Annotated in this window: 19 protein-coding genes; 7 read left to right on the top strand and 12 right to left on the bottom strand. The window is 38.2% G+C overall.

Annotated features, from left to right (window positions below):
• The first annotated feature begins 45 nt into the window (after positions 1–45).
• A complete protein-coding gene (locus ACYT32_RS08710) occupies positions 46–756 on the top strand; it encodes a B3/B4 domain-containing protein (RefSeq protein ID WP_395265662.1) in 711 nt (236 codons plus the stop codon).
• A 48-nt stretch (positions 757–804) separates the two neighbouring features.
• Here ACYT32_RS08710 and ACYT32_RS08705 read toward each other — a convergent pair whose 3' ends face one another.
• Together ACYT32_RS08705 and ACYT32_RS08700 are read right to left on the bottom strand one after the other, a co-directional pair.
• On the bottom strand, positions 805–984 hold the full coding sequence (locus ACYT32_RS08705; protein ID WP_395265663.1) for a hypothetical protein: 180 nt from the start codon (positions 982–984) through the stop codon (positions 805–807).
• Between the two features lie 2 nt (positions 985–986).
• Complete coding sequence (locus ACYT32_RS08700) at positions 987–1,688, bottom strand: NAD(P)H-dependent oxidoreductase (protein WP_461793403.1); 702 nt, start codon at positions 1,686–1,688, stop codon at positions 987–989.
• A 107-nt stretch (positions 1,689–1,795) separates the two neighbouring features.
• On the opposite strand from ACYT32_RS08700, the gene ACYT32_RS08695 reads away from it, so the two are divergent.
• Complete coding sequence (locus ACYT32_RS08695; RefSeq protein ID WP_395265665.1) at positions 1,796–2,230, top strand: ACT domain-containing protein; 435 nt, start codon at positions 1,796–1,798, stop codon at positions 2,228–2,230.
• A gap of 135 nt (positions 2,231–2,365) precedes the next feature.
• Here the strand turns inward: ACYT32_RS08695 and ACYT32_RS08690 are convergent, their stop codons facing one another.
• From ACYT32_RS08690 to ACYT32_RS08660, 7 genes are all read right to left on the bottom strand, one after another.
• On the bottom strand, positions 2,366–2,518 hold the full coding sequence (locus tag ACYT32_RS08690; RefSeq protein WP_395265666.1) for a hypothetical protein: 153 nt from the start codon (positions 2,516–2,518) through the stop codon (positions 2,366–2,368).
• Positions 2,519–2,614: 96 nt separating this feature from the next.
• A complete protein-coding gene (locus ACYT32_RS08685; RefSeq protein WP_395265667.1) occupies positions 2,615–3,436 on the bottom strand; it encodes an alpha/beta fold hydrolase in 822 nt (273 codons plus the stop codon).
• An 85-nt stretch (positions 3,437–3,521) separates the two neighbouring features.
• Positions 3,522–4,949, bottom strand: a complete 1,428-nt coding sequence (locus tag ACYT32_RS08680; RefSeq protein WP_395265668.1) for a C69 family dipeptidase — start codon at positions 4,947–4,949, stop codon at positions 3,522–3,524.
• 118 nt (positions 4,950–5,067) lie between these two features.
• A complete protein-coding gene (locus ACYT32_RS08675) occupies positions 5,068–5,730 on the bottom strand; it encodes a DPBB and LysM peptidoglycan-binding domain-containing protein (RefSeq protein WP_395265669.1) in 663 nt (220 codons plus the stop codon).
• Positions 5,731–6,078: 348 nt separating this feature from the next.
• Positions 6,079–7,614, bottom strand: a complete 1,536-nt coding sequence (gene gntK / locus ACYT32_RS08670; RefSeq protein WP_395265670.1) for a gluconokinase — start codon at positions 7,612–7,614, stop codon at positions 6,079–6,081.
• 233 nt (positions 7,615–7,847) lie between these two features.
• The gene (locus ACYT32_RS08665; RefSeq protein ID WP_395265671.1) at positions 7,848–8,390 is read right to left on the bottom strand and encodes a GNAT family N-acetyltransferase; all 543 of its coding nucleotides are present in this window, start codon (positions 8,388–8,390) and stop codon (positions 7,848–7,850) included.
• Between the two features lie 88 nt (positions 8,391–8,478).
• Positions 8,479–10,449 (bottom strand): glucose PTS transporter subunit IIA, encoded by a 1,971-nt coding sequence (locus ACYT32_RS08660; RefSeq protein WP_395265672.1) that lies wholly within the window; start codon positions 10,447–10,449, stop codon positions 8,479–8,481.
• Positions 10,450–10,666: 217 nt separating this feature from the next.
• Here ACYT32_RS08660 and ACYT32_RS08655 point away from each other — a divergent pair, with 217 nt between their 5' ends.
• Both ACYT32_RS08655 and ACYT32_RS08650 read left to right on the top strand, forming a co-directional pair.
• Positions 10,667–13,366: a glycoside hydrolase family 65 protein gene (locus ACYT32_RS08655; protein ID WP_395265673.1), complete on the top strand. Its 2,700-nt coding sequence runs from the start codon at positions 10,667–10,669 to the stop codon at positions 13,364–13,366.
• 183 nt (positions 13,367–13,549) lie between these two features.
• Positions 13,550–14,914 carry an MATE family efflux transporter gene (locus ACYT32_RS08650; RefSeq protein WP_395265674.1) on the top strand — a complete coding sequence of 455 codons (1,365 nt, stop codon included), beginning with the start codon at positions 13,550–13,552 and terminating at the stop codon, positions 14,912–14,914.
• A gap of 106 nt (positions 14,915–15,020) precedes the next feature.
• Here ACYT32_RS08650 and ACYT32_RS08645 read toward each other — a convergent pair whose 3' ends face one another.
• Positions 15,021–16,064, bottom strand: a complete 1,044-nt coding sequence (locus ACYT32_RS08645) for an alpha/beta hydrolase fold domain-containing protein (protein WP_395265675.1) — start codon at positions 16,062–16,064, stop codon at positions 15,021–15,023.
• 319 nt (positions 16,065–16,383) lie between these two features.
• On the opposite strand from ACYT32_RS08645, the gene ACYT32_RS08640 reads away from it, so the two are divergent.
• Both ACYT32_RS08640 and ACYT32_RS08635 read left to right on the top strand, forming a co-directional pair.
• The gene (locus ACYT32_RS08640) at positions 16,384–17,190 is read left to right on the top strand and encodes a Cof-type HAD-IIB family hydrolase (RefSeq protein ID WP_395265676.1); all 807 of its coding nucleotides are present in this window, start codon (positions 16,384–16,386) and stop codon (positions 17,188–17,190) included.
• Between the two features lie 82 nt (positions 17,191–17,272).
• Positions 17,273–18,067 (top strand): Cof-type HAD-IIB family hydrolase, encoded by a 795-nt coding sequence (locus tag ACYT32_RS08635; protein ID WP_395265677.1) that lies wholly within the window; start codon positions 17,273–17,275, stop codon positions 18,065–18,067.
• Between the two features lie 278 nt (positions 18,068–18,345).
• Here ACYT32_RS08635 and ACYT32_RS08630 read toward each other — a convergent pair whose 3' ends face one another.
• Both ACYT32_RS08630 and ACYT32_RS08625 read right to left on the bottom strand, forming a co-directional pair.
• Complete coding sequence (locus tag ACYT32_RS08630) at positions 18,346–18,954, bottom strand: sugar O-acetyltransferase (RefSeq protein WP_395265678.1); 609 nt, start codon at positions 18,952–18,954, stop codon at positions 18,346–18,348.
• 9 nt (positions 18,955–18,963) lie between these two features.
• Positions 18,964–19,533 (bottom strand): cob(I)yrinic acid a,c-diamide adenosyltransferase, encoded by a 570-nt coding sequence (locus ACYT32_RS08625; protein ID WP_395265679.1) that lies wholly within the window; start codon positions 19,531–19,533, stop codon positions 18,964–18,966.
• Between the two features lie 143 nt (positions 19,534–19,676).
• Here ACYT32_RS08625 and ACYT32_RS08620 point away from each other — a divergent pair, with 143 nt between their 5' ends.
• Entirely contained in the window at positions 19,677–20,396 is a 720-nt protein-coding gene (locus tag ACYT32_RS08620) for an MIP/aquaporin family protein (protein WP_395265680.1), read from the top strand.
• Positions 20,397–20,403 lie beyond the last annotated feature (7 nt).

The raw sequence follows: 20,403 nt of genomic DNA, 5'->3' as shown, positions 1-20,403 counted from the left end.
TAATAGCTTATAATGGGTTTATATAATCTTTCGGAGGGATTACGGATGCAAAAAATTATTGTAGATCAAGAATTTTGGGATATTTTCCCTGAGGTAGAAATCGCCGTTATGACAGCTCACAACGTTGATAATCACGATGCAACAAATGTTCCAGCTGATTTGATTCAAAATGCCAATGAAATTGCTAAGAAATGGGTTCCTGACGATCCCATCAGTGTCAATCCGGTTGTTGCGGCTTGGCGAGAAGCTTATCGAAAGTTCAAAACCAAAAAAGGCGCTCGCAACGCGGTCGAAAATTTACTAAAACGCGCTAAGAACAATAAAGGTGTCGGCAATATCAATCCAGTTGTTGATGTCTACAACTCAGTTTCTTTAGAGTACGCTTTCCCCATTGCAGCTGAAAATCTCGATAACATCATAGGTGATATTCATTTAACCGTTGCTAAAGGCGGTGAAAAGTTTACGCCTATCGGTGAAGATGAGATCGAAGAAGCCTTACCAGGAGAAGTAGTTTATCGCGATGATAAAGATATCCTATCCCGCTGCTGGGCTTGGCGTGATAGTGCCAGAGTTGCAGCAACTGATGACACTAAAAACTTACTTTTCTATATGGAAAATATTCAACCAGACCGAAAAGAAGATCATGTCAAGGCCGCTAATGCTTTGAAAACCCGCTTTCACGACTATTTAAATCTTGATATCAACGATTTGACCTTTCTCAATAAAGATAACCGTGAGTTTATCTTCGTTCATTAAGAAGCGAAAAGACAGCTAATCCAAATTAGGAATTAGCTGTCCTTTTTTTTACCACTGTTCATGATTCCAAAGCCGTCCATCGACTTCGCCTTTTAATTGTTCCAAGCGGCGATTTTGTTCGTCAATAATATTCTCCATTGCTACTAAAAAAGCTCGGTTTTCGTAAGAATGCTGTTCTTTTGATAGTTCGTTGACTTTGTTTTTTAACCAAGCACCATTATCATCCATACTTACTCATCCTCCCCTTTTTTAATTAGACCAATCGTGCTTTTCAACTGTTCAATGTCTTCTGATTGTTGAATGAATGTATTTAAAATCGTTTCGCATTCATTACAATTCGTGCCATCAAAGTTTTTAAAGCGATCGGTAAATTCTCGTTCAAACCATTCTTGACGATGTGTCAACGTATCAGGATACTCTTGAGTCAAAAAACGCTGATAGTCGATCAACAATTGCATCTGGCCTTTTTCTGTCAAATACTGAAATTGAGCAATTGTGAAGGTAGGCATGATCTGCATTTTTCCCCGTTTGGCAATCGCATAATAAGGCGCCATGATCTCATCGATCGTGAAATTTTCGCTTCCACCACGACGAAAAGCTGTTAAGGGCATTCCGGTACTGACCACGATACCAAACTCTTTGTCAGCTAAATTGTCATCGCCATCACCATAAACAAAATTGCGGGTCAGAACTTGATCCTCCCAATGCTTCAATCCTTCAGGAGCAGCGTACCAGTATAATGGAAATTGAAGGATAATCCGATCATTTTCAAATAATAACTTCTGTTCTTTAGCAACATCGATCGACTGCAAACTCTCAACATGATGCCAAGTAACATCTTGTAGTTTGGCACCCTCTTGTAAAAATTGTTGTGTCTGTGAATTATTAATCTCTGGATGAGATACTACTACTAAAGTCTTCAATATTAACATCTCCGATCACTCTTAGAATAGCAAAAAAAGCCTCATCTTTAAACCAAACAAACCTTGTTCAATGATATAATTTAAATGTTAATTTAAATCGATAGGAGATTCAGACTGTGGAAAAATATTATATTGTCGATAGCTCGATTCTTCCTGAATCATTTGATCGCGTGATCAAGGCAAGAAATCTTCTCGAAACAAAAAAAGTTCATAACGTTAGTGAAGCGGTCAAAAAAGTCGGCATCAGTCGAGGAACTTATTATAAATATAAGGATCTAGTCTTCCTACCTGATGAAGAGATGAACGACCGTAAAGCCGTTATCTCAATGATGCTTGATCACGAACAAGGTATTCTTTCAAAGGTCCTCGTCGACATTTCTGAATCGAATGCCAGTATTTTAACGATCAATCAAAATATTCCAATTCATAACGTCGCTACAGTGGTCATCTCGTTAGATATCAGTCACCTCAATGGGACAATTGGTGAATTGATCGAAAAATTAAAACTGTCTACTTCCGTCGACAATGTTCAATTAGTTGCCGTCGAATAAAACGATTATCTCTACCAATTTCATTCACATACATATAGCTTGCTGAGCAAAAATAAAAGTGACCTAATTCAAAATACGAATTAGATCACTTTTTTTATATTGGGTTCCAAAAACTAGACTTACTGGACCTCTTTTTTACTTTGGCCAAGCTATATACATTGCCAGCAAGATGTTGACTGTCCCAATCAAATAGAAGATTTTTGCGGCTATTCTACTCTTCATGTGACCGCCAAAATTTACTAAGCTGAGTCCAAGAATAAAAATCACTGCAATTATCAAAAAATTCATTGCATCACCCATTTTTCACTCATTTAATATTTTAACTGCTACTTTAAAGAAAAAATGTGACGATTTAATGAATTCGCTATAAAGATTTGCGGAATATTAATCAGCTTCCCATAAAAAATGCTCAATCTCATGTAAAACTCGAGGATTACGACGAGTTAAAGCACTGTGTTCTGCCTTGGGACCAGTGAATAGATGTGCTTGATAGCTTTGGTCAGGCCCTTTAAAGACTTTTCTTAAAGAACGTGCAGATGAAACGGGGACTGCTTTGTCAAAGTGGTCGTCAGGACTCAACTGTCCCATAATATTCAATTCTCGGATCGGTAGTTTTCTAATTTCAGAGTTAGGTTTGGTATATGACTGAAAATCTTTGCGTAATTGGTTCGAATAACGCCAATCGTTGCGACGATAAATATCACGCTGGAGAACTTGCATCGGTGCAGCAATGTTGACTAGTGATTTAATCTGGGGCTGATTTCTTTTCTGACTGTAGTTCTCTAAGTAATACATAATGGCATTATTACCCCAAGAATGAGCCACGGCATTAAAATGGTCGACACCATACTTTTGATGCAATTTCGTTAGGATAGAATCAATCCACTGAGCCGTATGATGATAATCTGATTCGTGGTTATTCTCAAACAACACTTGAATCTCAGGGTTCTTAGCCGATTTTGGCCAAGAGCCATAAGTTAGAACCTTGCCACCAGGCGTTACAACGATGGTCAGCGTTCTTGTAGCGAAGCCATCACGTTGAGATTGATCGATCAAATAATCCATTGACCGCTGTGTACCGCCAAAACCATGGAAAAAAAGGGTCGGTGTTTGTCTTTTTTCGGTGCTGGCACTAACAGTTTGTTGATTACTAAAAATAGGAATCATGATTAAAAGTAATAGTATGATCCACTTAACTTTTCTCATAAATTCACTCCAAACTTTTCTTATCTTCAAATTCTAAAACATTTTTATTTTTAGTCAACAAAAAAAGACCTCAACGGTCTTTTGATTAAAGGTTTTGTCCCTTCTCCCAAGTTGTCTTAGAAAGTAGCAAACCTTTTTTAACGATTTGGTCAAATAGCTTGTGAGTACGACTTGATATTTCAGTAGCGGTCTTCAAATTGCTTTCAGTCAAAAACTCCGAAACATCATCAGTAAATCCATCGATGACTCGATCAGTTACCTCTAAGCGCTGACGTGCAAATGACTGACAACCATCTAAATAGGCATGGATCATGTCAGAATATTCATGATAATGTGGTTCGATCAAGACGGACAAAGTTTTTTCGAGCCAATAAACATTATCAATGTCGACATCATTAGTCGTATTCTTGTAATCCTCAGGTGTATCAGTGATATTTGTATAGAATGGAACGTATGGACTGTAAGCAAAGAAGCCCATTGATAGCCATTGTATGGCAGCATGATTTTCGTCAACGTCATTTCTAATTTGTAAAATTGAAGAAGCTTGATTACGATCCATTGCGATTGAACGGAATTGACGTTGTTGTGCGGCAGTTCCTGAAGCAAAGGTTCCAAATGGATCATACTTCGTTCCATTGTAATGTGATGATAAGAAGAATTGAACATCCTCAATTGAAATCTTCTTCGTAGGTTTTCTCAACAAAGGCATATCTTGAGACGTTGGTTCTTGTTCGATCTCAGGATTGAATAACTTCTGACCGTACCAAGTACGGGGTGTATTGTAATAAGCATCGGCCTCATCTTGAGTTCCAAAGATATCTCTGAAATTAAAGTGGCCAGGTTGAGGATTCAAATGATGTTTCTCAACGAAATCAACTAGATCAGTGGCAACTAAGAAATTGTCAGTGTCATTGACATCAACTTCTTGCATGACTGTTTGGTTAGGAACAATTGCATAGGTATCTTCTGGCAAGCGCATTGCAGCCCAATGATGACCACCAGCTGTCTCTAATAGCCAAATTTCATCCTTGTCATTAAAAGCAATACTATTGCATTCGCCTGTACCATACTTTTCCAACAAGGCACCTAAGCGTTTTGCTCCTTCTTTAGCACTTTTAATGTAAGGTAAAACTAGTGTCAACATAGCTTCTTCATTGATACCATCATTTACTAATGGATCATAACCTAAGACACGAGCGTTAGTTGCGGTTGTTTCAGTAGAACTCATCCCAACGTTAAACTCATTGATACCTGCCTCTTCGTACTGACCATCGCTTTGGTCAGCTTGTGGTGTAGCGGTATAACGGTAAGAGTGATTAGGTAGCGGAACTTTAACACCAGTAGTTACCGAGACATAAAAAGCATCTTTTTTATCTTGAGCTTCATGAGCAACAAACTTAATCGGATTGATTGGACCATAACCGTCTTCATTACGGGCGACAATAGTGGAACCATCCATACTAGCGGCTTTACCGACTAGAATTTCAGTACAATCAGAACTTGTATTTTTCATTTAATTCACTCCCTCTTTGCTAACTAGTATAGGATTTACGAACTGACTTTGCAAAGTGTGAATTAAACAAAAAAAGACTTGAAATTAATCAAGTCTCTCAATAATTGACAATTTATTCTTAAAGTACTTCAACAGATGCAGTTGTTACACCGTATGAAGGGATTTGGTTATTTGGCATAGCAACGTCTAATTGGTTAGGGTTACTGTATGCAAATGTACCTGTATCATTAACTGTTCTGATCAAAACTGTACCATCAGAAAGTGTGATCTTAAGTGTTGTACCCTTAGGGAATACTGAAAGGTTAGCAGCAACACCACCATAACCCATGTTTGAACCTAAAACAGCTGGATCATAGAATGAAATCTTGAATGTTCCTTGTGATGTACCTGTAGTAGCAGTAGTTGATTGTGTGGCTGTTTGTGTTTGTGAAGCAGCTTGTGTTGTTTGTGTTTGAGTTGATTGTGTTGGTGCTTGATAACTTGTATCAGTTGTTTGTGTAGTTTGTGTAGTTTGTGTTGCTTGGGTTGATGTAGCACCTGGTAATGTAACTGTTTCACCTGGGAAAATCAAGTCAAATCCGCCAACTTCACGGCCGTTTGCTTGTTCTAGTTCAGCGATTGTTACACCTGCATTAGCAGCGATGCTCTTGTATGTGTCCCCTGCTTCAACTTGAACGTGTTTACTGTCGAGTATTACTGCAGCTTGAGCAGTCTTAGTAGTTGTTGCGATTGCTGTTAAAGCCATAGTACTTACTAAAGCGATTGATAAAACTTTTTTCATGAATTGATTACATCCTTATATATAAAATATTTTTCTTAGCCCTCATTTGCTATGTTGCATATACTAACAGGAATATATTACATGACAACGTCTGTAAGTTTACAAAAAAGCTGTTTTCTGTAATCTTAGTAATATAATTGCAACATAAATGGTACTTAGCGTTGATAATTCAACGATCCTTTTTTTATAAAAATTGACATAATCCGACACAAGACAGCGCCATTTTCATTTATTTCATTAACGTTTAGGTTATAAAAAGATTAAAAAAGATGCCACCGTCCTTGATATAAAAGGATTATTGGCATCTTTTTTTAAAAGTTAAATTTGAAACTTTTTTTGCATTCTAATTTATTTTTCATGTCGCTTTTGAAATTCTGCAATTTCTTTGTATTCCGGAGATAAGATATCAGACAATCTGATCCAAATCGGTAATAATTCACGATAAACTTCAAAGTTTTTTTGATTAGGCTGGTGAACGTGGGTTACTCCAACCATATTTTTTACGGCCGCTAAATCATCAATATAACCCAGAGCGTACATCCCTAAAACCGCTGCTCCCAGACATGAACTTTCAAAACTCTCGGGAATGGTCACTGGCTGTTCAAAGATGTCAGCCAACATCTGTCGCCACAAACTTGACCGTGAAAAACCACCAGTTGCCTGAATACTGACGGGTTTACCGGTAAGTTTTTCGATTGTCAACATGACTACGTACAGATTGTAAACTATTCCCTCTAAGGCTGCACGAACCATATGTGCTCTCGTGTGCTTTCTAGTTAAGCCAAAAAATGAGCCTCTAGCATAGGCATTCCAAATCGGTGCCCGTTCTCCGCCAAGATAGGGATGAAACAGTAAACCATCTGAACCAGCGGGAATCTTTTCAGCAATTTGTGTCAAAAGATCATAAGCCGAAATTTGCATTTGTTGGGCTGTAATTCTTTCTGGGGCAAATAATTGATCCTTGACCCAACGAAAGACGATCCCACCATTATTGACGGGGCCGCCAAGGACCCATTTATCGTTTGTTAATGCATAACAGAACAATTTTCCATCAGGATCAACGATAGTTTTATCCACTACTACACGGACGGCACCGCTAGTACCAATTGTTACCGCCACTACTCCTGGCTCAATTGCATTCACCCCTAAATTTGAAAGTACCCCATCACTAGCTCCATAGACGAATGGTGTTTGAGTATCAATCTCTAAAAGATCCGCAAATTGAGGTTTTAATCCAGTGATCATGTCGGTTGTCTCGACTAGATCTGGTAATTGCTCTGATTGAATTTGCAAAAGATCCAAAACCTGTTTTTCCCAATCCAACGTAAAAATGTTGAACAATCCAGTAGCCGAGGCCAACGAATAGTCCATTTTATAGACACCAAACAATTTGAAGAAGATATAAGACTTCAAATCAATAAACTTCTTAGTTTTTTTGAATAATTCTGGCTTTTCATTTCGTAACCACAAGATTTTGGACAGTGGTGCCATAGGATGAATTGGGGTTCCGGTTTTTGCGTAGATCTGAGCTCCGCAACCATTTTCATTTAGTTCTTCACTGTATTTGGCAGCCCGGTTGTCAGCCCAAGTAATGGCTCGCGTCAAAGGCTGATCATTTTTATCCATCAGAATCAAGCTATGCATGGCACAAGAAAAGGAAACGCCCTTTAGTTCATCGGCTTTAACATCAATCTGACGCAAAGTTTGACTCATCACTTCAATTACGGCATCAAAAATTTCTTCTGGGTCTTCTTCAGCCATATCTGGTACTTCTTGATACAATTTATAACCACTATTGGCATGGGCTATCACTTTACCTTTTAGGTCATAGAGTACACTTTTTGTACTTGTCGTACCAATGTCAACGCCAAGCATATATTTCATAAAATCAAAACTCCTCATTATATAAGTAGAAACTCGTTTTTAATTGTAAGCAGTCAGACAAACATTGTCCACTTAACTCCTTATTGGTCCCGAGTTTGAGACCTTAAATTAACCACTATTTTCGAGACAAAAAAACAGTGAACCAACCAACTTTGCTGGTTCACTTCAATGAAATGTTTATTGCCTGAGAATGAAGCTACACTTCAGACCCAACCACAAATTAGCTGTCGATCCTATTGTTTCTTCAAATCTTTCCATTCATTTCTTAAAATTCCATATTTAACGCTATCGTAATACTGGTCATGGTAATAACGGACCTGACGGATACAAGCTTCTTGCTTCATCCCCACTTTTTGGGCGACATGCATCATGCGTGGATTTCCTGACCAAGTCGTCAAACCTAGATGTGGTAAATCATATAATTTGAACAGATAATCAATGAAAAGTTTTAAAGCACGGCTACCAATCTGTTGGTCCCACAAATCACTACGATAAACAATTATCCCCATATCTAACCAACGATGCAAATCACCATCTTCAAAACCTGCTCCGACTGAACCAACAATTTGATCATCATAAGTAATCAATAGTCGGTTGGGACGGTTGATCCAATTCTTATAGGCTAAAACACTGACGAATTCTTCCTTGGTTGGTAGTTTCTGATTAAAATAAGGTCCATTGAATTTAGTCCATTCAGCCCTGGGGTCACTGAATCCAATTTCCCATAATTCTTCAACTTCTTCAGGCCGAGTGGGTCTGATTTTAACTTCACCCATTAATGCTACACCTCCGGTACAAAAAAAGGACTTGCCATTATTATATGACAAATCCTAATAAAAAAATCGTTTTTAAGAGACTCTTAAATTAATTAGTAGCAGCTGGTTCACGACTACCTAAACTTACTTTTTCAACTTCATGACTGTGATCGAAATCTTCTTCTTTGAAGCCAAACATATAAGTACATACAAAGGCAACAACGATTGTAGCTGCAGAAGCAATCAAGTAACCAGTAAAGCTACTGTCAATTCCCTTAGGATTGATAAATGATGCAAAACCGATCAATGAACCGGCGAAGCCCCACATATCAACATGTAACAAGCCGGTCAATAATCCACCTACCGCACTACCAATATTAGCAGTCCAGAAAATACGACCATACTTCAATTTAATACCATACATTGCAGGTTCAGTAACACCAGAAAAGGCTGATAGCGTTGCAGCACCAGCAATTTGCTTAATATCAATATGGTTCTTAGTCTTAATGAAGACAGCCATTGCAGCAGCACCTTGAGCCACCATCGTTGTTGAAACGATAGCATTCAAAGCACTATGTCCAGTTGTCGCAATTTGACTGGCAACCACTGGAATAACGGCCCAATGTAGACCAAAAATAACCAAACATTGATACAATCCACCAATGATCAGACCTGAAATAGCTGGACTAATTACTAGCATTGCCACGATTCCGGCAGCTAAGTATGAACTAATTAAAGTAATAATAGGTCCCACAACGACAATAATGATTGCGCTGACAATAAATACTTCAAGTAAAGGACTGAGGATCATTCTCAATGAGAGTACGATGTGTTTCTTGAGCCATGGTTCCAGCTTAGAAGCAATCCATGCGGCAGCAATCATTGGGAAGATCGAGTAGGTATAGTTGGCAATATGAATCGGAATACCAAAGAAGTTTGAATTGATATTCATCGCCATTGAACTCGATTTAGTAGCGACTTGAACTAATGTTGGATAAGCCAAGACACCACCGATAACTCCCATGATAATTTGGTTTGCACCTAAACGTTTTGCAGCTGTGAATCCAACTAAAATTGGTAAGAAATAAAAGACTGAATCGCCCATTGCATTAATAATCATATAAGTTGAACTCGTAGCAGAAATCCATTTAGCGGAAACGATTAAAGCTAAAAGTCCCTTCAAAATACTTGAAGCGGCTAACAGTCCGATAATTGGCATCATACTTGCAGTAATAACACCGATTAATGAGCTGAAATAAAACTTAGTTTTTGGCCAGACACCATCTGGAGCCTTAGCTTTTGGTTGTGCTACTGCGTCATCGCTGTCTCCAAAACCAGGTCCTAAGGCCTTGACAACAGCATCATAAACGTCCACAACTGCTGGTCCGATAACAACTTGATATTGTCCACCAGCTTTAGCGACATCAATGACACCATTCATCCCTTTGATGACAGCATCATTAGCCTTATTGTCATCCTTGAGATAGAAACGGACTCTAGTAATACAGTGAATAACGCTGCGAACATTTTCGACTCCACCGACATTTTTAACAATATCGGCACCTAATTGGTCATAATCGACTTTGCCACTTGGCTTTGCAGCAGTCTCTCCAGGAGCAAGTGGTAAGACTTCGGCTGCATCATCACCAGCCTTAATATCACCAGTCGTCACATGAATCTCTTTAACGACCTTGGCAGTATTAGTGATAGCGACAATAATATCGGTTGCTTTACCAGCCTTATTGACTGCATCAAGATCCATTGTGGCAATCTTGTCGCCAGCTTTGACCGTGTCGCCTTCCTTAATAAAAACTTCAAACGGTGTACCATTGAGTTCAACCGTATCAACACCCATATGTACCAAGACTTCTAAACCATCATCGGTCGTAAAGCCTACAGCATGCTTGGTTGAAGCAACTAACATAACTTTACCAGAGACAGGAGCTACGATCGTTGAATCGTTAGGGATAACGCCGAAACCTTCACCCATATCTTTAGCAGAGAACATAGGGTCATGAACTTTGGTCATTTCAATGACTTTCCCAGAAACGGGAGCAAGTAGTTTAACTGAACCCTTCATTGGAAAAAACCTCCTTTAGTTTTGTAAATGGTTACATTCCAACCAAAGCTATAGTACAACTGAATATGTGTAAACATCAAGTTAGAAGATTTATTATTATGAAATTTGCATTAAATATAGATTACCATGTTGTATAATAGTCTACGTAGAGATGTGTTTAAACATATATTCAAGACTTGTTCCAATCTAACTTTAATATTCTACGGAGGATCTTAAGATGAAATCAATGTATTTAAAGGTCACAGATACTAAATTCTATTATGCCGATAATATAAAAAATATTGATGATAATTTTTTTGCTTTCAGTGATGATATGGAATTAAATCAAATCCTACAAAAATTTAAAGAGACATTTAATGACTCCTTTGACGTGATTATCATTACTAATCCTAACGTATTTTTACTCAAAAATAATATTTTTGTTTTCCAAAACAATATCGTCGACTTTGCCACTGCCATAGAAGACGTCTTCCATATTCCCGTGATCAATCTGGATGAACTTGAACATGACGATATCCACCAAGCGGTTCAAGAAGAAATCGATAATTCCACTTGGCATCTGGATTACTATGGAGTCAATCACGGTAAACGTCAATACGGTCAAGAATCTATGCAAACGATTGGCAATGGCTTCTTGGGATTACGGGGTACTTATCTTGAAGCCAAAGCAAATGACGACAATTATCCAGCCACTTATGTAGCAGGTGTGTTCAATCAATTATCAACACCTATTAACGGACGTGACATCATCAATGAAGACTTAGTTAACTTACCTAATGCTCAATATATCAGTTTTGGAATCGATGATGGCGAACCTTTTACAATCGATGAAGACTTTATCCTAGAAAGCAATCGTTCTTTAGACTTGCGGACAGGTGTTTTGACGATCGATATGCTAGTGAAATTGCTGGATGGCAAAGAATTAAAGATTACCGAAAAAAAGCTGGCCTCACTAGCTCACTATCATGATTATTACTTACAATACATCGTTGAGCCGCTCAACTTTTCTGGCAAAGTGACAATTTATACTCAAACAGATGGCACCGTTGTCAATTCAAATGTCGAAAGATATCGCAACTTAGCCAAACGACATCTTGTCGTTGATACGATCAAAAATTCGGCTGCCCAATCATTGATGTTGTTGCACACTAACCAATCAGAAGTCCAAGTGGCAATTAAGACTGATATTGACTATTCAACGATTAAGGACCCTCAATATTCGGTAACTAATCAAGATGAAATTGCCGAACAACAAGTTGCTTTCACAGCGATTGCCGGTCAAAAATACTCTTTCGAAAAAAAGGTCACGATATATACTTCCCTTGAAACCGATATTAATGTCGAGCTTGCGGCGGAAAAACACGAATTTTTGCCAAGCTTTGCCCAAGCTCAAGCAGAAACTACAGCCTCATGGAAAAAAATCTGGCATAACGAAAACATTGTGATCAAAGGCGATATAACGGCGCAAAAATTGCTCAGATTCAACATTTACAGTATGAATTGTGCAGCTCAAATCGAAGCTAACCAATATCTTGATGCTTCGATTGGGTCCCGTGGTCTAACAGGTGAAGGCTATCGTGGTCATATCTTTTGGGATGAATTATTCGATTTGGACTACTACGTCCTCCATCAACCAGACTTAGTCAAAAGTTTATTAATGTATCGTTACAATCGTTTAGGGGCTGCAAAAGATTATGCGTCAGACAGTGATTATAACGGTGCTATGTACCCTTGGCAAAGTGCGATGTATGGGGATGAACAATCTCAAGAGGTCCATCTCAACCCTATCACTAATCAGTGGGACCCAGACAATTCACGTAAACAGCGTCACGTTTCCTTAGCTATTGCTTATAATATTTGGAACTATTACCACTTGACTCGCGATGAAAATTTCATGGCAGACTACGGCTTGGAAATGCTCCTAGAGATCAGTAAATTCTGGCTAGATTTAGCTAAGCTTGATCCAATTACCGAGCAGTACTCTATTTCAAATGTCATGGGACCTGATGAATTTCATGAAGGATATCCGGGCAATGATGACGATGGACTAACAAACAATGCCTATACCAATATCATGGTCAGCTGGCTCTTCAAAAAGCTGCTCTATCTCATCACCAGTGAACCAAGTGACGTCTTAGAAGATAATTTTGAGAGAACTAATTTCTCCACTTATGAGATTCAAAAATTGGATGATGTCAGAAGAAGTCTTAAATTAGATTTCAAAGATGACATCCTTGGCCAATTTGAAAACTACTTTGATCTCAAAGAACTCGATCTTGATAAATATCGTCAAAAGTACGGCAATATCTCACGAATGGACCGGATTCTGAAAGCCAATGACGATAATCCTGATAATTATCAAGTCGCAAAACAAGCCGATACATTGATGGCTCTGTTTAATCTGACTGATAATGAATTTTTCGATATCTTGTCTGATCTAGGTTACTCCATCACCAATACTGACAGATTTCTGGCCGATAATATCAATTATTATTTGGCTAGAACCACTCACGGTTCTACGCTTTCACGAATCGTTTATACAATGTTACTGTTGAAGATCAACAATCATCCTAAGGCTTGGAAGCTATTTTACGAAGCTTTAACGAGTGATTACTATGATATTCAAGGCGGTACAACTGCTGAAGGATTACATCTCGGCGTTATGGGTGCAACCTTAAATGTCGTTACGACTTTCTTCGCCGGAGTAGATACTCGTGGTGAGGTATTAGAGATCAATCCTAATTTGCCAGAGCAGTGGCATGAAATTGATTTCAGTTTGATTTTTAAAGGTACGAAATATCGTTTCCATATTACCAAAGGCGATATTGTTATTAAATCTGACCGCGATGCCACCGTTATCTTCACTGGCAAAAAATTACCTTTAGTTGCCGGACAAGAGATTCAATTGACCTTTTAACTGACATACAGATTGTCTCTGGTTTCAATTCTGAAATCAGAGGCTTTTTTGTGCTATAAAACAAGCCTGAGCCTGTCTTTAAATTATTCTTTTAAATTTATCTTGATTTATAAGTTATTACCATAGACTTAATAATTAAACATGCTAAAATATTCGTATTCTAAAAAAAGGACGGGGACTTTTATGATAGATCTGACACAAGGCAGACCTATGAAAGTCATATTTCTTTACACGATTCCTTTATTACTAGGTAACTTTTTCCAACAATTTTACAGTTTCATTGATACTTTAATTGTTGGGAAAACAATCAGTGTTGATGCTTTAGCCAGTGTTGGTGCAACGGGGGGATTAACTGCTTTAGTTATTGGCTTTGCTCAAGGTATGACCAGTGGTTTGACGATTCTTACTGCTAGAAAATACGGAGCAAGCGATGAACGTGGGGTTAGAAAAAGCTTTGCTTCAGGGATAATCATTTCCTTTTGGATTGCTGTTATCTTTACTATCCTGGCGCTCTTGATAGCTTATCCTCTGCTTATAGCAATGCAGACTCCAAAAGTTTTGATTCATGATTCATTTATCTTCTTGGAAATCATCTTTGCAGGAATATTCTCTTTTGTAGGTTTCGATTTTTTAGGAAATACCATGCGCGCTTTAGGCGATTCTCGAGTACCGCTATTTTTCTTAATAGTAAGTACCGTTTTGAATATCCTATTGGAACTGGTTTTCATTCTCTTACTACATATGGGAGTTGCTGGTGCAGGACTGGCTACTGTGGTCGCACAAACAATCACTTTTGTAATTCTCTATTTTTATATTCGAAGTCACGTTCCTTATCTAATCTTGAGTAGAAGCGACTTTAAAATAGATAAAGCAGAAATCAAAGAACTACTAAGAATCAGTTTACCAATGGGTTTTCAATCGTCTATTATTGCCATCGGTTCAATTATCTTACAAGTTATGTTGAATACACTGGGAGCTAATGCGGTAGCTGCTTATACTGTCGCTGGACGTGTCGAGCAGATTGCCACATTACCAGCCTTCAGTTTTGGATTAGCTTTGGTAAACTATACCGCTCAGAATTTAGGTGCCAAAAAGTTCCATCGAATCTTACAAGGTGTCAAAGCCGGCATTATTATTTCCGTTTCCTCTAGTTTGGTGATTGGCGCTTTCTTAATTATCTTTGGACAAAACATTTCGCAGCTCTTTATGAACGGCAGTCAAGATGTAATCCTAAATTTAATTCAAATATATTACTACTTCAACGGTTCTAGTTACTTTATCCTGTCAATCTTGTTTATTGTCAGATACACCCTTCAAGGACTTGGTAACCAAAAGGCACCAACAATTGCCGGAATTGCGGAACTTTTGATGAGAATTTTTGCCGGAATCGTCTTGATCCGCTTGTTTGGATTCTATGGTGCGGCAATGGCCAACCCACTAGCTTGGATCGGTTCTGTATTAGTCTTAGTCAGCACTTGGAGAATGGAGCTGAAAAAACTCCGTCAACAAAAGGATCAGTTAGAAACTGAAACTATCGAAAATAGCTGATTGGAACAATTCGCAACAAATTTTTTCAAACTAAATACCCGCTGATTCTTGGATTTCAGAGAATCAACGGGTATTTTTGTTTTTAGATATTCAAAATAAGTATTTTCTAATCATTCAGCTCTTTAGCACACTCTAACAAACTGTCTTCCACAGCTGGAATCTGGTTGACATAATTTAAGAATGCGTGAGCTAAGCCACCATAGCGAATATATTTAGCCTGAGATCCAGCCATACCAATTTTTTGAATGAAAGTCTCATCCTGCAATCGGAATGGATCAAATTCACCAGTTAAGACTAAAACATTCTTAAAAATCTTTGGATCAGCATATAGTGGCGATAATATTGGCGACGACAAATCAAACTTTTGGTGGGCCGTGTAATAGTCTGTCATGATCGTATCCAATGATTTAAACTGCGTGTAATTGTTATGCAAAGCTCTTCTTTGAGCATCAACAATATTGATCTTTTTATCGTCCCAAAGCGCACCCTCATGGTCCGAACCGTGAACCACTGTAGGATAGAACAAGATGTGTTTATCGATCTGGCACAATCCCATCAAATTGCAGAGCTGACTGACGCTTAAAGCAATCGCCGCTCCAGCTGAGTCGCCACTAAGTGATAGTGAAGTGTAGTTTGACTTGAGAGCTGAAACAACTGATAAAACATCTTCTATGGCAGACGGATACGGATTTTCTGGGGCAATTCCATAATCCACGCTATAAATAGTTCCTCGAAATTTTGTGGCTAAAAGTTTTAAAAATGGCAAAGTATCTTCTGGCGTACCACCATAGAAGGCCCCACCATGCAAATAAATCAATGCCTTGGTCGAATCTTTAACTGGTTTTTGATGAATCTTTAGATATCTGACTTCTCTTCCTAATTCATCAATCGACTCATCCTCAACCACTACATTTTGATATTCTTTTTGATCAATGTCTTCATGATTATTGCCGTCTCTTAATTGAGTTAAGTCGTTGGGCAAACTAGGGTCGTCTGGCAATGTTTTCAGATGATCATAAATCATCGGTTCATATGAATGTTTATCAATACGGTCTTTAACAATCATGGTCACATCGTTCAAATGAGGGATATCAACTGGCTTGATTTGACTTAGACGTTTTAGTTCAATATTGTAATCATTTTTTAGCATGGTTCACCATCCTTGTAAAATTTGATAGTTATATAATTAGATTCATTATACATGTTGTTTAAACATATTTTAAATTAATATTCAATAATTTTTTTTGTTAAAAGCGGTTTGAAAAATATCATTTAGGAGTATTCTTATGAGTTTAAAGGCCTAACTATCACTTTGATAACAAAACTCTTTGACCATTTTACAACTATTTGATAATGACGAACAAATTTCTGCCAAGCAGCTTTTATCCGATTCAGCACGTGTTTGAAACCGCTTTACTTATTTGATACAATATCACTGCTTATTTAACTAAGTTTATTAAGGAGTAAATATGATCAAACTTGTTGCTTTAGATATCGATGATACTTTATTGAATTCGGTAGGACAAATCACTACCCAAACTAAGAAATCACTTCAAAACCTGCTTCAACAAGGGGTTAAAATCGTTCTCTGCTCTGGCAGACCACTGGCCGGAGTCAGCCCATTCTTGCAAGATTTAGGACTACACGGCGATAATCAATACGTAATCACCAACAACGGTGCCATTATTGAAACAGTTTCCGGTTCGATTTTGCAACGTCAAACCCTCGATAATCAAGTCTATCGTCAGTTTGTCGACTTCGTCACTAGTAACAAAATGCCCTACTACGTGTTAGATGACCAAAGCAGAGTTATTACTTCCGATCGAGATATCAATCGTATCGCCGTTGTTCAAGCTTATGAAAATAGTGCTGGAATTTATCAACGAACTCCAGACGAACTACCGGCGGATTTTGAAATAACTAAAGCGGCAATCGTAGGTGAAAAAGAAGAACTCGATAACTACGAACCGCTGGTCAAAAAAACCTTTGGCGACATCGGTTATGTCGTTCGGGCAGGCAAAAACTTCCTCGATTTAATGCACCAAAATGTGAATAAAGGCAGTGGCCTTAAATTGCTCACCGATATTTTAAATATTTCACCCGACGAGGTCATGGTCTTTGGCGATGAGCAAAATGATTTGCCAATGTTTGACTTTGCCGGTACAGCAATCGCTATGGGCAACGGTACAGAGCTAGTTAAGTCACATGCAACTTATGTTACGGATAGCAATGATAATGAAGGAATTGCTCATGCAATTGCCAAATTTTTCATTTAATTAATTTGCTAAAATCAATTGCTACGAACCAATCATTCCAGATAAAATCATTACTATAATGTTTAAATTGAGAGGAATAATTATGACAATTAAATTAGTTGCAACTGATATGGACGGAACATTTTTAACCGACGATAAGCACTTTGATCACGCTCGCTTCCAGCGTGTTTATGACTACATGACTGAGCACGGGATAACTTTCGTTTCAGCTAGTGGTAATCAGTATTATCAATTACGTAATTTTTTTAAAGACTTTCCTAAAACGCTCTTTGTAGCTGAAAACGGTGCTTTGATCGGCAGTCACGAAGAGGTTTTCCAACAAGATACATTCGATGAGGCCACTTTGCAAAAAACGATTGCTGTTTTAAACAGCTTGCCTGATGTCACCGGTATTATGTGTGGCCAAAAATCTGCTTATATTTTGAAGTCTGCTACTCCTGAATATTACAAAATTTCCAATTTTTATTTTCCAGAGTTAACTTCGGTTGACAGTTTCTCCGATATTGACGATGGTATTCTCAAATTTTCATGTAACTGTCCCAAAGACCAAACTGAAGAATATATGCAGAAATTGTCTGATTTAATTGGTCCTGAAGTTTCGATCGTTACTAGTGGTCACGGTGACATCGACGTTATCAGAGCTGATGTCAACAAAGCAACTGGTCTACAATATCTTTCTCGCAAGCTAAATATCTCACCAGACGAAATGTGCGCTTTTGGTGACGGTGGCAACGACCTAGAAATGTTGAGTTACGTGGGCCACGGTGTAGCAATGAAAAATGCAGCACTAGATGTTAAAGAGACTGCACCTTTTGAGACTGTCGATAATAACCAACAAGGCGTTATTCAACATTTAGAAGAACTTTTTGGAATTTAGTAATCAAATAATCTTCACAATTTGTTTAAGCTTTCGTCTCATCTTCTCAACAGATATTTCAAATTCGGTTGGTAGGATATAACCATAATCAAATTACAAAAACAAAATTTGATTATCCTCCCCCTATATAGAAATTTAGAAAATGAGACTAGAACATTGTTTATCTTTAACATTGTAGCATAAACGTGTTTTGTCCCGTTTTCATGATATAACAAAAAACAACCTTTTTCTTAATCAAGGTTGTTTTTTCGTGTTCACATAAAATTTGAATTAATCAGTTAATTTTCATAGTATTTTTGCTTTTCAGCTTGCCAGAATTTCTTTTCATCATCGTTAATCTCTCGCAAAACCTTGCAAGGATTTCCGACGGCAATCACATTATCAGGAATATCTTTTGTCACAATCGAACCTGAACCAATGACAACATTATTGCCGACAGTGACACCGGGATTGATAACGACATTACCGCCAACCCAAACATCATTGCCGATCGTAATTGGTTTGCCAAATTCAAACGCTTCATTTCTAATGACGGCATCGATTGGATGTCCAGCCGTATAGAGTCCCACGCGGGGGCCAAAGAAGACATTATTGCCGATCTTTACCTCAGCAATATCGAGAATAACACACTCATAATTTGCGTAAAAATTATCGCCAACTTCAGTATTACAACCATAGTCGGTATAAAAAGGCGGTTCCAAATAAACGCCCTTGCCGCTTGCTTTGAAGAGTTCCTTGATAATTCTTTGACGCTCTTGTGGCTGATCTTCTGTCGTGTGGTTTAATTCTCTGGTCAATCGCTTGGCCTTATGAAACTCAGTTCGTAATTGTGGATCATGAGCAATATATAAGTCGCCCGCCAACATTTTTTCTTTTTCCGAACGCATAACTTTCTCCTATCTAAAAACCGGTTTACTGTTACGGTATTGAATATCTTCAACGTCATCTAAAACGTTGCTATATCTTGCTGCAGCGAAAAAGTAATCTGATAAGCGATTAATAAACTTCAAGACAAATTCATTAATCGGTTCTTCCTGCATCAAAGCTACGATTTCTCTTTCAGCACGTCTGTTAACTGTCCGAGCCAAATGCAAATTTGCAGCGGTCTTGGAGCCACCAGGCAAAATAAACTTCTGAATCTTAGGCGTAGCGTCAGTATACTGATCAATCTTTTTTTCCAACCAGTCGACTGAGCCATTGTCATCTTTAAAAATAAATTCATGTTTCTTATCCGTTGCTGAAATTGCCAAATCAGTCCCACAGTCAAATAACAACTGTTGAATTTCTTCCAATTCTTGATGTAATTTCTCGGTCTGATCAGATAAATTGGCAATCGTGACCCCAACTAATGAGTTCAATTCATCAATCGTGCCGTAAGCGTTGATTCTTGGAGCTGACTTATATAAAACATCATTACCAATGATTCTAGTTTGACCTTTATCGCCAGTGCGTGTATAAATTTTCATTTTCAAATACTCCTTTTAAAATTCTCCTAAACAAATTATCGCCGAAACAATCCTTCACAAAAGTATTTCATGGCGTTTGGACTGGCGTCTGGTTATAATAATAACATGTAAGCGCAGTCATGTGAATTATAGGAGGAAAGCTTATGCAAGATAGTTTAGCGTTACAATTAGTCGGTGAATTCATCGGTACCTTGGTTTTGATTTTATTGGGTGATGGCGTAGTCGCTGCTGTCAGTTTGAAGAAATCAAAAGCTGAAGGTTCTGGTTGGATCGCCATTGCTTTAGGCTGGGGATTAGCCGTAACTCTAGGAATCTATTGTTCCGCTTTCTTGAGCCCTGCTCATTTAAATCCAGCTGTAACTGTTGGGATGGCAATAGCCGGTGTTTTCCCTTGGTCATCAGTCATTCCTTACATCATTGCTCAAATTTTAGGAGCAATCGTGGGTGCAGTTATTGTTTGGATCAATTATTACCCACACTGGCAAGAAACAGATGACCCTGCAACTATTTTAGGGGTTTTTGCTACTGGACCAGCCATTCGTAATTATTTCTTCAACTTTCTTAGTGAATTTATTGGGACATTTGTCCTAGTCTTTGCCCTACTAGCCTTCACCCGTGGAAAATTCACTCAAGGTCTTAACCCAATCGTCGTCGGGTTATTGATCACCGCAATTGGTTTCTCCCTTGGTGGTACGACTGGTTATGCTATTAATCCCGCCCGAGATCTTGGTCCCAGAATTGCTCATCAAATTTTACCAATTGCCAACAAAGGTAATTCCGACTGGTCATACAGTTGGGTACCAATCTTAGGACCTCTCGCTGGAGGGATCGTTGGTTCACTCGCTTACTTATTGATTCCTTAATCGCAAA

It is taken from the genome of Companilactobacillus sp. FL22-3 (assembly GCF_054881455.1).
The sequence above is the reverse complement of the archived record's forward strand: the minus strand, read 5'-3'. Positions and strand labels throughout refer to the sequence as shown.

Bases quoted from the DNA above. Each gene is read 5' to 3' on its own strand.
- ACYT32_RS08650 (WP_395265674.1), top strand. From the start codon at position 13,550: ATGATAGATCTGACACAAGGCAGACCTATGAAAGTCATATTTCTTTAC.
- ACYT32_RS08680 (WP_395265668.1), bottom strand. From the start codon at position 4,949: ATGAAAAATACAAGTTCTGATTGTACTGAAATTCTAGTCGGTAAAGCC.
- ACYT32_RS08675 (WP_395265669.1), bottom strand. From the start codon at position 5,730: ATGAAAAAAGTTTTATCAATCGCTTTAGTAAGTACTATGGCTTTAACA.
- ACYT32_RS08700 (WP_461793403.1), bottom strand. From the start codon at position 1,688: ATGTTAATATTGAAGACTTTAGTAGTAGTATCTCATCCAGAGATTAAT.
- ACYT32_RS08645 (WP_395265675.1), bottom strand. From the start codon at position 16,064: ATGCTAAAAAATGATTACAATATTGAACTAAAACGTCTAAGTCAAATC.
- ACYT32_RS08635 (WP_395265677.1), top strand. From the start codon at position 17,273: ATGACAATTAAATTAGTTGCAACTGATATGGACGGAACATTTTTAACC.
- ACYT32_RS08625 (WP_395265679.1), bottom strand. From the start codon at position 19,533: ATGAAAATTTATACACGCACTGGCGATAAAGGTCAAACTAGAATCATT.
- ACYT32_RS08630 (WP_395265678.1), bottom strand. From the start codon at position 18,954: ATGCGTTCGGAAAAAGAAAAAATGTTGGCGGGCGACTTATATATTGCT.
- gntK (WP_395265670.1), bottom strand. From the start codon at position 7,614: ATGAAATATATGCTTGGCGTTGACATTGGTACGACAAGTACAAAAAGT.
- ACYT32_RS08655 (WP_395265673.1), top strand. From the start codon at position 10,667: ATGAAATCAATGTATTTAAAGGTCACAGATACTAAATTCTATTATGCC.
- ACYT32_RS08685 (WP_395265667.1), bottom strand. From the start codon at position 3,436: ATGAGAAAAGTTAAGTGGATCATACTATTACTTTTAATCATGATTCCT.
- ACYT32_RS08705 (WP_395265663.1), bottom strand. From the start codon at position 984: ATGGATGATAATGGTGCTTGGTTAAAAAACAAAGTCAACGAACTATCA.
- ACYT32_RS08665 (WP_395265671.1), bottom strand. From the start codon at position 8,390: ATGGGTGAAGTTAAAATCAGACCCACTCGGCCTGAAGAAGTTGAAGAA.
- ACYT32_RS08710 (WP_395265662.1), top strand. From the start codon at position 46: ATGCAAAAAATTATTGTAGATCAAGAATTTTGGGATATTTTCCCTGAG.
- ACYT32_RS08660 (WP_395265672.1), bottom strand. From the start codon at position 10,449: ATGAAGGGTTCAGTTAAACTACTTGCTCCCGTTTCTGGGAAAGTCATT.
- ACYT32_RS08620 (WP_395265680.1), top strand. From the start codon at position 19,677: ATGCAAGATAGTTTAGCGTTACAATTAGTCGGTGAATTCATCGGTACC.
- ACYT32_RS08640 (WP_395265676.1), top strand. From the start codon at position 16,384: ATGATCAAACTTGTTGCTTTAGATATCGATGATACTTTATTGAATTCG.
- ACYT32_RS08690 (WP_395265666.1), bottom strand. From the start codon at position 2,518: ATGAATTTTTTGATAATTGCAGTGATTTTTATTCTTGGACTCAGCTTA.